Annotated in this window: 9 protein-coding genes; 4 read left to right on the top strand and 5 right to left on the bottom strand. The window is 73.0% G+C overall.

Annotated elements, in window-relative coordinates; genetic code table 11:
* Positions 1 to 124: 124 nt before the first annotated feature.
* From QSK31_RS00745 to QSK31_RS00735, 3 genes are all read right to left on the bottom strand, one after another.
* Positions 125 to 2,158: a DUF7933 domain-containing protein gene (locus QSK31_RS00745; RefSeq protein WP_285679972.1), complete on the bottom strand. Its 2,034-nt coding sequence runs from the start codon at positions 2,156 to 2,158 to the stop codon at positions 125 to 127.
* 182 nt (positions 2,159 to 2,340) lie between these two features.
* Positions 2,341 to 3,048, bottom strand: a complete 708-nt coding sequence (locus tag QSK31_RS00740) for an alpha/beta hydrolase family protein (RefSeq protein WP_285679971.1) — start codon at positions 3,046 to 3,048, stop codon at positions 2,341 to 2,343.
* Between the two features lie 110 nt (positions 3,049 to 3,158).
* On the bottom strand, positions 3,159 to 3,995 hold the full coding sequence (locus tag QSK31_RS00735) for a P1 family peptidase (RefSeq protein WP_285679970.1): 837 nt from the start codon (positions 3,993 to 3,995) through the stop codon (positions 3,159 to 3,161).
* Positions 3,996 to 4,144: 149 nt separating this feature from the next.
* Between QSK31_RS00735 and QSK31_RS00730 the strand changes: the two genes are divergently transcribed.
* Both QSK31_RS00730 and QSK31_RS00725 read left to right on the top strand, forming a co-directional pair.
* On the top strand, positions 4,145 to 4,699 hold the full coding sequence (locus tag QSK31_RS00730; RefSeq protein ID WP_285679968.1) for an RNA polymerase sigma factor: 555 nt from the start codon (positions 4,145 to 4,147) through the stop codon (positions 4,697 to 4,699).
* A complete protein-coding gene (locus QSK31_RS00725; protein WP_285679966.1) occupies positions 4,696 to 5,151 on the top strand; it encodes a hypothetical protein in 456 nt (151 codons plus the stop codon). Before QSK31_RS00730 ends, QSK31_RS00725 begins: the two co-directional genes overlap by 4 nt.
* A gap of 89 nt (positions 5,152 to 5,240) precedes the next feature.
* Here QSK31_RS00725 and QSK31_RS00720 read toward each other — a convergent pair whose 3' ends face one another.
* Positions 5,241 to 7,862 (bottom strand): CHAT domain-containing protein, encoded by a 2,622-nt coding sequence (locus tag QSK31_RS00720; protein ID WP_285679964.1) that lies wholly within the window; start codon positions 7,860 to 7,862, stop codon positions 5,241 to 5,243.
* 21 nt (positions 7,863 to 7,883) lie between these two features.
* Between QSK31_RS00720 and QSK31_RS00715 the strand changes: the two genes are divergently transcribed.
* On the top strand, positions 7,884 to 9,140 hold the full coding sequence (locus tag QSK31_RS00715) for a S8 family peptidase (RefSeq protein WP_285679962.1): 1,257 nt from the start codon (positions 7,884 to 7,886) through the stop codon (positions 9,138 to 9,140).
* On the opposite strand, the gene QSK31_RS00710 is transcribed toward QSK31_RS00715, so the two are convergent.
* Positions 9,137 to 10,963: a Xaa-Pro dipeptidyl-peptidase gene (locus tag QSK31_RS00710; protein WP_285679960.1), complete on the bottom strand. Its 1,827-nt coding sequence runs from the start codon at positions 10,961 to 10,963 to the stop codon at positions 9,137 to 9,139. The two genes, QSK31_RS00715 and QSK31_RS00710, sit on opposite strands and share 4 nt — an antisense overlap.
* A 100-nt stretch (positions 10,964 to 11,063) precedes the next feature.
* Here QSK31_RS00710 and QSK31_RS00705 point away from each other — a divergent pair, with 100 nt between their 5' ends.
* On the top strand, positions 11,064 to 13,832 hold the full coding sequence (locus QSK31_RS00705) for an AfsR/SARP family transcriptional regulator (RefSeq protein ID WP_285679959.1): 2,769 nt from the start codon (positions 11,064 to 11,066) through the stop codon (positions 13,830 to 13,832).
* Positions 13,833 to 13,951: the final 119 nt, after the last annotated feature.

Here is a 13,951-nt window from a genome sequence, read left to right as displayed (position 1 = left end):
CGAAGGCGCCATGAGGGCGACGCCGGGTCCGGTTCGCTGGTGTCCGCGGCGCAGTGCCGCGGACACCAGGTCGATCCGGCGTGCGCCCCGGCAGTTGCCGGAGCGCACGCCGGAGGTGTGGTGGTCACCTGGCCAGGCGCCTGCGGGGACGGCCGGCCAGCATCAGGCCGGCGCCGGCGACGACCGCGCCGGCACCCATCAGCAGCAGCGTCGCGACGCCGGGACCGGTGACCGGCAGACCGTCCACGCTGACGGTGATGTCCAGCGCCATCGCGCGGGGCGAGCCGTCGGGGGCCACCCCCTGGGCGACGGCGGTGTGCGCGCCGGCGGCCAGGTCCGATGGCACGGTGACGAGCTTGCGGAAGTCACCGTTCGCGTCGGTGATCGCGGTGCCGAGAATCGTCGGCTTGGAGTAGATCGTGATGACCACGGTGGAGAACGGCGCGAAGCCGGTGCCGACGAACGTGATCTCCTGACCCGGCTCGGCCTCGGTGATCCGGCCGTCGGTGGTGGTCAGGTCGAGGTCGGTCTCCGGCGGCGCCTGCGGGACGATCGGCGCGCTCGCGGTCACCGTCCCCGTGCTCGTGGTGACGGTGGAGACGCCGTTCGGGCCGCGGGACACCACCATCATCGTGTACGGCCGGCCGGCTACCGCCCCCAGCACACAGGTCAGCGTGGCGCTGGTGCAGGACGACACGATGTCGCCGCTGCGCGCGGAAGCGACATAGTCCACGATGGCGTCGGTCTCCGCCGGTGCCGTCCAGCTCACCGTGATCGACGACTGGCCGGGCACGCCGTCGACCGTCGGCGGCGCCGGCGGCCGGGGCAGGATCTCGATGGTGCGCTGCTCCGAGTGCGCCGAGGTGTACACGCCATTGCCGTTCTGCACGGCGGTGACCTTGCAGACGCCTTCCGTCTTGACCCGGAGCGTGTTGCCCACGACGGTGCAGACGTCGGACGTGCTGGACGTGAACCCCGCCGGCAGCCCGGACGACGCCGTGGCGGTCAGCGTGCTGTCGCCGACCTTGCGGGGCACGGGCTGCGCGAACGTGACCGTCTGGGTGAGTTTCTCGACGTCCACGGTCGGGACGCAAGTCGCATCGGCGCCGGGCGCGTCGTCGGGCGCGTCGTCGGGCACTGAGCCGATGCAGGCGCCGAACGCGGTCTCGATCTTCTTCAGACCGGTCACCGTCCCCGACTGCAGCTCGAACCTGCCGCCCGCGGTGGCGCGCACCTCGACCGTCGCCTCACAGGAGCCGTCTCCTGCCCCGAGCAGCCCGCCGGTGACCGTGAAGATCCGGCTGCCGACCGTGCCGGTCGCCGTGCCGCCGCAGGTGTTGTTGCCCGTCGCGGCGACCACCAGCCCGGCCGGCAGGGTCAGCCGCCACGCGATGCCGGAGGTCACTGTGCCCGGGTTCTCGTCGGATCGGTACAGGCGGAACGTGAGGTCGGTCGTCTCACCGACCTTGATGTCGTCGTCGTCGAAGTAGGCGGTGAGCCGCGGCGGCGCCGGGGTCACGATCAGGTCGTCCGAGGTGATCTCGGCGCCGATGTCGCCGTTCGTGTCGGTCACGGCGGCGTCGTTGATCGTGTACGTGCCGGAGCGCCCCGACGTGACGGCAACGCCGAGGGTGCACTGAGCCTGCGAGGAGGCCATCTCGATGCCGGACACGACCAGCTGCTCGTCGCCGAAGTCCGGGGTGAACGTGGCCTGGGTGCAGGTGTTGTCGACGTCGTTGGAGTCGACGATCACGTACTGCGGCAGGTCGATGGTGAACCCGATGCCGGTGAGATCGCCGGGGGTCAGGTTCGGGTCGCGCTTCACGGTCAGGATCAGGCCGGAGGTGCCGTGGTCGCGGATCGTGGTCTCGACGAACTCGGCGTCCAGATGCGTCGCGTATCCGTTGCGCGCGAGCCGCCGGGTCTCACCACTCGTCTTCACCTTGGCCGGCTTGGCCTTTGCCGGCTTGGCCTTCGCCGGCTTGGCGCTCGCCGTCTCCCTGGCCGTCGGCGCGTCCGGCGTACCGGCCCGCGCCCGCCCGGACGCGGAATCGCCGGCGGCCACAGCCGGCGTGCCACCGACACTCAGGCTCGCCAGCAGGGCGAGGGCGGTCACCGCCCCCAGCACCGCCGCCCTCTTCCGCCTGCTCTGGTCCATCTGCACGCCTTCCCTCGACCACGGGTACCAGGCGCACGATATGCACAATCCAAAATGCATTTGTCCGATTCGAGAATTTCTGACCCGACGGGGCATCGCGGCCGCCTTGACGAGGCGTGATCAAAGTCCTCAGGCGACGAGGACGAGTCCGGTGACCGTGGAGGCGTGCACCCGCTCGGGACCTATCCGACCTCGGCCAGCACGAGGTCCAAGGCCCGGGTGATGGCGGCGCGGGAGTCATCGTCGTCGTCCAGGTAGTCGAAGCCGTGCCGGCCCAGCGGGACGTCGATGATCTGCAGCCGTGCCTTCGCCGCCGCGGTCACGAACTGCTCGACGCCGGCCGCCACGTCCGGCTTCTCCAGGCCGGCCCGGGTGAGCACGATCGGCAGGTCGCCCGCGCCAGCCACCGCCTCGACCGGGCGGAACGACGCGTCCACCGGCCAGCCCTCCCGCGGCGCCAGCAGCGGGTAGGTCAGCGCGACGCAGCGCAGCCAGGACGGGGGTTCGCGCAGCCACGGCGCGGACAGCAGGCCGCCGCCCGAGAAGAACCACAACGCCACCCGGTCGGCGTCCACCCTCGGGTCGGTGCGGAGCGTCTCGACCGCCGCGGCGATGTCGGCGGCGGCCGCCGGGCAGTCGGCCGGGGAGTACAGCCCGTGGTCGACCGTGGCTCCCATCGCGCCCCGGGCGGCGAGCAACGACCCGTAGCTGCGGAACACCGGCCAGTCGCGCGGGCGCGGCCGGACCTCCGCCGGCAGGGGCCCGCCGTGCACGACGAGGATCGCGGGCACCGGATCGGTGACGTCGTCGGGGACGTAGAAGTCCATCGGGTCGCGGCGCTCGGCGTCACGAAGGTCGACCGGGAGTACCAACGGTGGCATGGCGTCCATGCCGGGAGGCTATCGGCGACAGCGGCCGGAGGCAGCCGCTTTTCCACCCAGGACGAATCCGTCCCCGGCCGGGCCCAGCCCGACGAGGCGGATCACCAGGAGCACGCGGCTCATGACGCGACGGCGGCGCGGATGGCCTCGGCGACCGTCTCGGTGGTGACCGCGCGGAGCAGTTCCAGGTCGGCGGGCTCGGTGGCCTCGCCCGTCGCCAGGGCGACCAGGGCGTCGCCGTCGTAGCGGGAGTGGGCCGGGTGGATCGCCCGGGCGTACCCGCTGTGGCCGCTCTGCGCGAGCAGGAAGCAGTCGGTCTTGGTGAGACGGGCGGTGGTCAGAACGACGCCGATCGTCGTGTTCTGCATGTCGAAACCCCTGGCCGGTACGGCCGGGAAGACCGGGACACCGCCGGGTGGCAGCACGTCGCCCCACGCGTTGACGGCGATCAGCGCCGCCACCTGGACTCCACCTGCGTCGCGGACGGCCAGGCCGATGCCGCCGGGGTCGAGGCGGTTGCGCCACTTGCCGGTCGTCGCGCCCGTGCCGGCGCCGGCGCGGCCGGTCGTCAGGGGCTCCCCCGCCAGGGCCGACTCCGCGGCGAGGCGACCGTCACCGGCGGACGGCGGGGTGCCGCCCGCGGATGGGTCGAAGAGGGACATACCGACCACGATCGGCACCGGGCCGACCGGGGTCGCGAGCCCCTGCCCGCGCTCGCGCAGCAGATCCACCACGCCGTCCGCGGCGGCCAGGCCGAACGCCGAACCGCCGGAGAGCACCACCGCGTCGATCCGGTCGACCAGGCGCGTCGGGTCCAGCAGCGGGAACTCGCGGGTGGCCGGCGCGCCGCCGCGGACCTCGCCGGAACCCACCGTGCCGGGCGGCGGCAGAATCACCGTCACACCGGTCCCGTCGCTGGTCCGATGGCCCGCGTACGCCGACAGCAACTGCGTCATAGGGCAGAACCTAACGCGTCGATGTGTCGCACACCGGACGTATCAAGCCGCGAGACGGGCGCTCGGTGAAGTATCGGGGCGCTGCGGGATGATTCGCGGCGTACGACGCGGGGAGCCGGCTCTCCCCGCCGAGCGAACGTGAGGGATGGATGGAGGCACCCGACCACATGGGCGGCGCGGATCTGATCGCGCGGGCCGCGGCGGGCGACGGGACCGCGTGGGACGAGCTGACCGAGCAGTACACCTCTCTGCTCTGGTCGGTGGCACGGGCGATGCGGCTCAACGAGGCCGACTCCGCCGACGCGGTGCAGGCGACGTGGCTGCGGCTGGTGGAGAAGCTCGGCACCATCCGGGATCCGGACCGGATCGCCGGCTGGCTGTCGACCACGATCCGGCGGGAGTGCCTCGCGATCCTGCGGCAACGCACCAAGTCGGTGCCGCACGACGACTTCGACGACCTCCCGGACGAGGTCGGGCCCGGCGTGGACGACGGTGTCCTGCGGGCCGAGCGCGACCGGGCGCTGTGGCGGGCGTTCAGCCAGATCTCGTCGCAGTGCCGATCCCTGCTGCGCGTGCTGATGACCGACCCCACGCCCAGTTACGCGACGGTGTCGGTCGCCCTGGACATCCCGATCGGCGGTATCGGACCGACCCGGCAACGCTGTCTCAACACCCTGCGACGGATAATGGCGGTGGCCTCGTGAGTTCTGTGGATGACGACCTGCTCGCCGACCTGCGCCGACTGGCCACTCTGGTCGACCCGGTGCCCGATCACGTACGCGCGGCGGCCCGCGCCGCCTTCCTGACCCGCGACATGGACGCCCGGCTGGCCGAGCTGATCGCCGACTCGACGGCAGACGCCGACTTCGAGCCGGTCCGGCAGGCCACCGACGAGCGGCTGCTGTCGTTCGCGGCGGACGGCACCCAGGTCGAGATGACCGTGCGCGCCGAGGGCGCCGGCTGGACCATGATGGGCCAGGTCTTCGGGGCGGGCGCGGGCGCCGCCGCAGTGGAGAACGGCGCCCTGACGAAGACCCCACTGGACCTGGACGACCTGGGCCGGTTCCTGATCACCGACCTGGCCAGCGGCCCGGTCCGGCTGCGCTGCCGGCTCCCCGGGGGCGACAACCTGGTGACGTCCTGGGTGATTCTGTGACGCGGTCCCCCGGCAGTGACAGGTCCGAGCGGCGTCTCGGGCACGGATACCGCCCAGGGCTACCACCAGGACTTTCCGGCGGCGGGCGGTCAGCGGCCCAGCGAGACGAACGACCAGGCGGTGGCCAGGGCGATCACGTCGCCCGACCCGGCGGCCGCCCGGCGGACATCGCGCAGGGCGGCGCCGAACCCCCGGCCGGCCTGCAGCCGCTCATGGAACTCGGCCATCAGCGAGCTGGTGACCGCGTCGTTCACCGGCACCACGCTGGCCAGCAGGCTGCGGGTGCCGAGCGGGATCAGCGCGCTGACCATACCGAGCAGTTCGTCGGTGCTGACCGGCGCGGCCACGCCGCTCTCGCAGCTGGAGAGCACCAGCCGGGCCGGTGCGCGGCGCAGGCGCCCCAGGTCGTAGACGGTGAGCGGCCCGTCGTCCAGCGCCAGGCTGGAGAAGAGCGGGTTGTCACCACGGAAGACGCCGTGCGCGGCGATGTGCGCGGTCCAGGCGCCGTCCAGCGCGGACAGCACGGCCTCGGCGGTCGCGCTGCCGTCCTCCAGGACGGTGGCCTGCGGGTACGTCCGGGCGATGTGCTTGATCTCCAGCCCGGTCCCGTCCAGCTCGGGGCCGCGGACCAGCACCACCCGGCGCCGGCCGGTGTGCTCGGTGCTGCCCGCCCGCAGCCAGGTGGCCAGCGACGGCGCGACCACGAACGGCGTGTCGCGCAGCGCGGGCAGCATGCCCCAGGGCACCGAGTGCAGGATGGCCGGCGGCACCACGACGGCCGGGCCGCCGCCGAGCAGTTTCGCGGCCGGGCCGAGCAGCGCGCCTTCCAGGGCGGCGCCGGCGGCCTCCAGAGCCGGCCCGGCACCCATGGGCGGACGGCCCCGGGCCAGCCGGCGCAGGGCGAAACGGGCCAGCTCGACCTCGCGCACGGCGGTGGCGAGCGGACCCACCACATGGGTGCGGGCGCGTCCGCCGACGACCGTGGTGGCGTAGAGCGTGCCGTCCAGGAACGTCAGCGTCACCAGGGTGTGCTCGCCCAGCGTCGAGAGCGGGTCGACGGCGGTGTCCGTACGCGTGCGATCGGTCTGGGGGTGAGTGCCGGAGACCCGGCGGGTGCGCGCCCGGATCGCCCCCTCCAGAGCCCGGCGTTCCGAGTCTGCCTGCTTGGCCGGCGCACCGGTGGCGCGTGCCTCGGCCAGCCGGCGCGCTACCGCCCGCAGCGCCGCCATCTCCGCGGCCAGCTCGGGATCGTCCGGTGGGTGGACCGCGGCGATGGCCAGACCGCCGGCCCGCCAGCGTTCGCTCCAGCGCAGCAGCATCCGCGCGTCGCCGCGGGCCACCGCCTCGTGCTGGGCCAGCTCGACCAACTCGATGCCGTGCACGGTGGCGTGCGCTTGGAGCTCCGGCGCGACCAGGGTGCGCCGATGGTTCTCGGCCGCGCGCAGCCCGAACCGGCAGGCGGCCAGCATCGCGCGGTTGTCGCCGCGCCCCTTGGCCCGCAGCGCGTGGGCCAGCCAGCCGACCGCATGGCCGAAGCTCGGGCCACGGTTGCGGAAGTGCGCGGCCCGGGCCAGGTGCCGGTCGGCATCTCCGGCGCTGCCCCGCTCGGCGGCGAGCCGGCCGGCCAGCAGATGAGCGGCCGGCGCCTCCAGGGCGTCCATCTGGTCGAGCCGGTCGGCGAGCTCACCGGCCCGGCTCACCAGCCTGCCCTCACGGTGGCCCTGAGCCCAGCGGGACTGCAGCACCACGAACGACGCGCGGGCGTGCCAGCGGTCGCGGCCCTGTCTGCGGAAGAGGTCACGGGCGGCGGCGGCCCGCTCGGCGGCCAGGGCCGGGCGACCTGCGGCATAGGCGGCCTGACCGGCGGCAAAGAGCAGATCGGCCGCCTTGGTGGCGTCGCCGCCGCGCGCGGCGTGGTCCCGGATGGTCTCCTCGGCGACGGTCACCGCCTCCGTGAACAGGCCCGCGGCGAGCAGCACCGAGCAGCGGTCGACGGCCAGCTCGAAGGAGTAGTAATGGACGCCGTAGCGGGCGAAGCGGTCGGCCGCCGCGTCCAGGAAACCGAGCGCCCCGGCCAGATCACCGGCGAGGTAGGCGAGTTCGGCCCGGTTGTGCAGCACATTGGCCGACTCCATCTCCTGGCCGAGCTCGTTGAAGATCCGTTCCGCCTCGATCAGGTCCCGGTCCGCTCGGGCGGTCTGGCCGATCTGGCAGAGGACCAGGAAACGGTGCATCCGGGAGCGCGCCTCCCAGAGCCGGTCGCCGCCGCGGCGCAGCAGCGCTATCGCTCGGCGCAGGTCCTCCAGGGCCTCGTCGTACCGGCCGAGGACGCGCAACAGGCTGGCGCGGCGCATCAGGATGCGCCCGCCGGGCACCCCGCGGCCGCCGGCCACCGCCTCGTCGAGCATCGCCAGGCCGGGCCGCGTACGCCCGGCGAAGCCCAGCGTCAGACCCAGGGTCGCCTGCACGTCGGCGATCCGGCCCGCACCGCCGGACGCCTGCGCGTCCCGCAACGCACGTCGCAGCTCGGTGATCGCCGCCGCACTGCGGCCGCCGTCGCGCAGTACGATCGCCCGCGCGTGCCGGGCGATCGACGCAGCGAGCGGCTCCGGACGACCGGCCAGGATCTGGTCGGCCTCCCGTAACGCCTCCGCCGGGCGGGACAGTGCCAGGGACAGCAGCCGCTCGGACGTCACGTCAGCTGACGACACGCGCCAATACTAGGAGAATCGATGAGCGACGAACGAACCGATAACCGCCCGGAGACCCGCCAGCAGGCTCAGCTACGCCTGCTCAGGGCCCGTTTCCGCCAGCGTGGGATCGACATCGCGCCGGGCCCGGCGGGCTGGGAGGAGAACGGGGTCGAGTACCACTACGAGCCGCGGAGCCTGCTGGTCGGCGATCAGCAGGTCAACGTCGTGCAGGACCACCTGCGCAGCCGCGAGATCGAGTGCGAGGTCCAGGAGCGCAACCCGACGGCGCCCGGTTACCGGGTGATGCTGGTGCCCGGCGGGACGATGCACGCGCTGCGCGAGGTCGACCGGGCGATGGGCCCCGGCGTCGCCTCGTGCAACCACCTGGTCCACCTGTCGCCCGGCTCGGCCGGCAACTGCCCGGCGTCCGAGCCGACCCCGGTGCCGCCAGACAGCACGCCGGTGCCACCGGTCAACAAGGACCGCACCGCCGGGCATGGCGTCCGCGTCGTGGTCGCGGACACCGGCCTGGACCCGGAGGCGGAGAAGCGGTCGCCGTGGCTGCGCGGCGTGACCGGCGACCTGGACCGGGGCATCCTGGAGAACCCGATGACCGAGTACGCGGGCCACGGCACGTTCATCGCCGGCGTCATCCGCTGCCTGGCGCCGGCCGCCGAGGTGCACGTGCGGGCCAGCTTCGAGCCGGGCGGCGCCCAGTTCGAGACCGAGCTGGTCGAGGCGCTGATGGACATCCTGGACAACGACTTCCCGGACATCATCAACTTCTCCGCGGGCACCTGGACGCATGCCTCCCGCGACCTGCTCACGCTGCAGCTCTTCGGCCGCCGGCGGCTGCGTCTGCACAAGGGCGTGCTGCTGGTGGCGGCGGCCGGCAACGACGGGCAACGGCAGCCGTTCTGGCCGGCCGCGGCGCCGTACGCGGTGTCGGTGGGCGCTCTCGACCCGACGCTGTCCGAGCGGGCCGACTTCAGCAACTTCGGCGGCTGGGTGGACGTGTTCGCGCCGGGTGAGGACCTGATCAACGCGTTCCCGGTGGGCACCTACATCGGCGAGGAGCCGCCGAACAAGGGCGTCAAGATGAAGTACAAGGGCATGGCGAAGTGGAGCGGCACGTCGTTCGCCACGCCGGTGATCGCCGGCATGGCCGCCGCCCGGATGTCCAAGACCGGCGAGAACGGGGTGGCCGCCGCCGAGTCCCTGATCAAGCAGGCACAGGACGGCGCCATCCCCGGTCTCGGTGCGATCGCGGTGCCGCTGGTCAACTACAACGATTAGCCGCGGGCGAGTGGGAGGCTGATCTTCGAGACCCCGAGGCGTACGCCCACCTCGGTGCCGGCCGGGTAGCGCAGCGTGTGGTCCCGCTCGGTGGAGATGATCACCAGGCCGATGGTGTGGCCGGGCGCGAACACGTGGTCGGTGGTCTGCAGGTCCCACTTCACCGTGTACGTCTCACCGGGCGTGATCGCCTCGGTGCGGTTGCGGCCGTGCCGGTTGCGCACGTCCACCCAGCCGCGGGTGACGATCTCGTACGGCGTCTCCGCGGTGACGTACTCGCTGCGGTTGAAGCAGCCCGGGTCCTCCGGGATGCCGGGCGCGATGCAGTCCTGCCCGGCGACGGCCCGCCGCCCGGCGAACCGCTGCGCCGGGCCGTAGTCGACCAGCAGCGCGGTCAAGTACGGCGACTTGCCGTCCAGGTCGGCGCGGACGGTGATCTCCGGGGTGCCGGAGAGCCGGGTCTCCGCGGTCAGCGGCGCGGTCTGGAAGGCGAGCCGGTTGCCGTCGGCCGCCGCGGGGCCGGCGGCGAGGTTCTCGGCGGTGCGCGCCGGGTCGTCCACGAAGGAGGCCCGCTGCGACCGCCCGGCGACCGGGGACAGTTCACCGTCTGCCGACGGGTACCAGGTCGACGTGCGGGCGGCCGGGATCGGCCAGCTCCGGGCGGTCTTCCAGACGTTCGGCGCGACCTCCACGTCGGCCATCGGCTTGCTCATGACGTCGTTGTCGATGCCGTACAGCCAGTGGTCGAACCAGTTGTGCAGGGTGGCCAGCCACTCGGTGCGGCGGATCGAGAACGGGTCGCTGTGCGCGCCCTGGTGCAGCCAGATCTTACGGGGCACGTCGTTCTTGGCGAGCAGGTCCCACCACTGGCCGGCCTGGCCGGTGCGGACGTTCATGTCGTGCAGCCCGTGCACGAGCAGGACGCTGGCCTTCACCTTGTCCGCGGACCGGGTGTAGTCGCGCTCGGCCCAGTACTTGCTGTAGTCGCCGGTGACGCGGTCCTGGTCGCGTTCGATCGCGTCCATCACCGGCGCGCAGACCTCCGGGTTCTGTCGCGTCAGCACGGCCCGGGCCAGGACGTCGAGGTCCTCGCCCTGGAAGCCGCCGGGGGCGACCACGCCGCCGTTGGCGCGGTAGTAGTCGTACCAGGACGAGATGGCGGCGATCGGCACGATGGTCTCGAGACCCTCGACGCCGGTGGAGGCGACCGCGTTGGGCAGCGTCCCGTTGTAGGAGACGCCGATCATGCCGGTCTTGCCGGTGCTCCAGTCGGCGGCCACCGGGTCGCCGGCCGCGTCCCATCCCTTGGCCCGGCCGTTCAGCCAGTCGACGACGGCCTTCATGCCCAGCGTCTCGTTGCGCCCGCCCGAGGTCGGGCAGCCGTCCGAGCCACCGGAGCCGAGGCTGTCGGCGAAGACCACCGCGTAGCCGCGCGGCACGAAGTAGTTGTCCAGATAGCCGGAGAACGTGATCGTCTCGGCACGGTTCGAGCCCTGTGGCGCCGTCTTGTTGCCGACGCCGTCACGGTCGATGTCGTCGTGGTTCGGGACGTCCTGCAGTCCGGCGTAGTAGGGGCTGGGCTGGAAGATCACCGGGATCTGGTGGCCGGTGTCGCGCGGCCGGATGATCCGGACCGCCACCCTGTCCCGCTTGCCGTCGAAGTCGCTGTCGACGGGCGTCTGCACCCAGACCTGCTCCCGCACGGCGGTCGCGTAGTCGTACACCGGCTCGGTCTTGGTCACCGGTGCGGCGGACGCGGGTGAGGCGAACGGCAGGAGAAGAACAGACCCCAGAAGGGCAAGAAAAGCACGGCGAGTACGCACCGCGTCACCCTATCGGGTTTTGTCGATGCTGCCGCCAGTTACAACGCATCCGTAACTACCGGATACATTGACACCCAGCAAGCTACGGGGGTGGTTGGCGGTGACTCAGGGCGATGGCGCGCGCGCTCGGTTCCGCATCCTCGGGCCGCTCGTGGTCGACGGCGCCGAGGTCACGGCCGGTCGCGAGCGCACCCTGCTCGCCATGCTCCTTCTCCGCCCCGGCGATCTGGTGGCGGTCGGTGACCTCGTCGACGCGCTCTGGGACGACGACCCGCCGGCCACGGCACGCGCCCAGGTGCAGACCGCGGTGTCCCGGCTGCGCCGCCGGTTGCCGGGCGACCTGATCCGCACCGACCCCGCCGGGTACGCGATCCGGGTGGCCCGCCACGACCTCGACCTGTTCCTCTTCGCCGACCACCTGACCCAAGCGCGGCAGCTGGGCGGCGCCGACCGGGAACGCGCGGCGATGCTCACCCGGGCGGCACTCGACCTCTGGCGGGGCGCCGCCCTGGCCGGCGTGGACAGCCGGCTGGTCCGGCAGCGCGCCGCCGCCCTCGACGAGCAGCACGGCGTGGCCGTCGAGGAGTGGGCCGACCTGGAGATCGCCCAGGGCCACGACCGCGCGGTGCTCAGCGAGCTGACCGGCATGGTCGAGCAGTTCCCGCTGCGCGAACGGCTCCGCGGCCAGCTGATGACGGCGCTGAACAACACCGGCCGGCAGGCCGACGCGCTGGCCGAGTTCCGCAGGGTCCGCGCCCTGCTCATCGACGAGCTGGGCATCGAGCCGGGCGAGGAACTGCGCCGGCTGCACGAGCGGATCCTGACCGGCGGGTCCACCGCGGCGGTGCCGGTGGCCGGCAAGCCCGCCCGGGTGCCGCGCGAGCTGCCGCCGGAGCCGCGCTCGTTCACCGCCCGGGTGCACGAGGTGTCGCTGCTGGACGGGCTGCTCGACGAGGAGGTGCCCACCACGGTGGTGATCTCCGCGGTGTCCGGGACCGCGGGCATCGGCAAGACCACGCTGGCGCTGCACTGGGGTCACCGGGCGGCCGGCAGCTTCCCGGACGGCCAGCTCTACCTCAACCTGCGCGGGTACGACGCGGACGCCGCCGTCGTCCGCCCCGAGGAGGCACTGTACGAGCTGCTGCAGACCCTGGACATCCCGGCGCGCAAGATCCCGCCCCGGGTGGACGCCCAGGCCGCGCTGCTGCGGAGCACCCTGGCCGGTCGCCGGATGCTGCTGGTGCTGGACAACGCGCGCGACGCCGACCAGGTTCGCCCGCTGCTGCCCGCCTCCCCCGGCTGCATGGCCGTGGTGACCAGCCGCGCTCAGCTCACCGGCCTGGTGGCGACGGCCGGCGCGCACCTGATCACGCTGGGTCTGCTGTCGCTGGGCGAGGCCCGGCAGATGCTCGCCGGGCGGCTGGGCGAGCAGCGGCTGATCGCGGAGCCGGAGGCGGTGGACCGGATCATCGGGGCGTGCGGGCACCTGCCGCTGGCCCTGGCGATCGCCGCGGCGCGCGCGATCGAGCGGCCGGACCGGCCGCTGGAGAAGCTGGCGGCGGAGCTGGACGAGGCCCGGCTGGACGCGCTGGCCACCGGCGACCCGTCGGCCGACGCGCGGGTGGTGTTCTCCTGGTCGTACCGGGCGCTCCGGCCCCGGGCCCGCGAGCTGTTCAGCGTGCTCGGCTTGCATCCGGGCCCGAACTTCGGGATCCACGCGGCCGCGGCGCTGCTCGGCGCGACCGTCGAGGAGGCCCGCGCGGTGCTCGGCGAGCTGGTCGCCGCGCACATGGTCGAGCCGATGCGCGACAACCGCTGGACCTTCCACGACCTGCTCGCCGACTACGCGCGGGAGCGGGCGTCCGGCCTCGGCGACCGGACGGCGCCGCTGACCCGGCTCCTCGACACCCTGGTCGGTACCGGGCATCAGGCGGTGAAGCTGCGGTTCCCGCACCGGTTCACCTTCCCCGAGCACCCGCTGCCCGCGGACCTGCCAGTCGAGCGGCTGCCCGACCGTGACGCGGCGGCCCGGTGGTGCGCCGCCGAACGGCCGACGCTGATCGGCGCCGTGCACGCGGCTGTCGCCGCCGGGGCGGACGACCAGGCCTGGAAGCTGACCGACATCAGCGCGAGCATCCTCAACCGGAACGCCTACAAGCCCGAGTACGTGGCCGTGTCGCGGGCCGGGCTGACCGCCGCCGAGCGGCAGGGCGACCGGCGGGCGATGGGCATGATGAACGGCAACCTGGGGATGGCGCTGGCCGGGGTGGGCGACATCGACACCGGACGGTCGCTGATGGAGCGGGCCGCGGAGTTGTTCACCGAGGTCGGTGAGCAGGGCGGTCGCGGCTACGCGGAGCTCGAGCTCGGCACGTACGCCCGCCGGGCTGACGACCTGGCCGGGGCGGTCGCACACGCGCAGACCGCGCTGGACGCCTTCTCCTCGGTCGGCGACGAGGTCGGTCAGGGCCTCGCATTGAACAATCTGGGCTGGTACCGCTACCTGTCCGGCGACACGGCCGGCGCGATCGAGCTCGCCGAGCGGGCCATCCTGATCCACCGCCGGTCCGGGTCGCAGCGGGGCGAGTCGGACGCCCTGGACACCCTCGGCGTGGCACAGAAGGCGACCGGTGACCTGCCGGCGGCGATCGAGAGCCTGGCCCGGGCCGCCGACGTCGCGATCGGGGTCGGCCTGATCTGGAGCGGCGCCGACACCCTGATCACGCTGGGCGAGACCCAGGAGGAGGCGGGCGACCTCGATGGCGCCCGCGCCTCCTACCAGCGTGCCCTCGCTCTCTATGTCGAGCTGGACGAGCCGGATGCGGCTATCGCCCGGGAGAAGCTGGGGCAGCTACCACCCCCCGTTTGAGTGGTAGTCACCCTCTTCTCCCAGCAGTCTTCCCGGCCGCGCTATCAATCCACTCTCACCGCGGTCGCCTGCGCCCTTTTGAGCATGACCGTTGACGAAACAGTCACATATCTGAAACC

Source organism: Actinoplanes sp. NBRC 103695, assembly GCF_030269485.1.
GTDB lineage: Bacteria > Actinomycetota > Actinomycetes > Mycobacteriales > Micromonosporaceae > Actinoplanes.
Note: the sequence above shows the minus strand (reverse complement) of the source record. Positions and strands in the feature narration are given on the sequence as shown.

Excerpts from the sequence above, each read along its gene's own strand:
- QSK31_RS00745 (WP_285679972.1), bottom strand. The coding sequence starts at position 2,158 with ATGGACCAGAGCAGGCGGAAGAGGGCGGCGGTGCTGGGGGCGGTGACC.
- QSK31_RS00715 (WP_285679962.1), top strand. The coding sequence starts at position 7,884 with ATGAGCGACGAACGAACCGATAACCGCCCGGAGACCCGCCAGCAGGCT.
- QSK31_RS00730 (WP_285679968.1), top strand. The coding sequence starts at position 4,145 with ATGGAGGCACCCGACCACATGGGCGGCGCGGATCTGATCGCGCGGGCC.
- QSK31_RS00735 (WP_285679970.1), bottom strand. The coding sequence starts at position 3,995 with ATGACGCAGTTGCTGTCGGCGTACGCGGGCCATCGGACCAGCGACGGG.
- QSK31_RS00740 (WP_285679971.1), bottom strand. The coding sequence starts at position 3,048 with ATGGACGCCATGCCACCGTTGGTACTCCCGGTCGACCTTCGTGACGCC.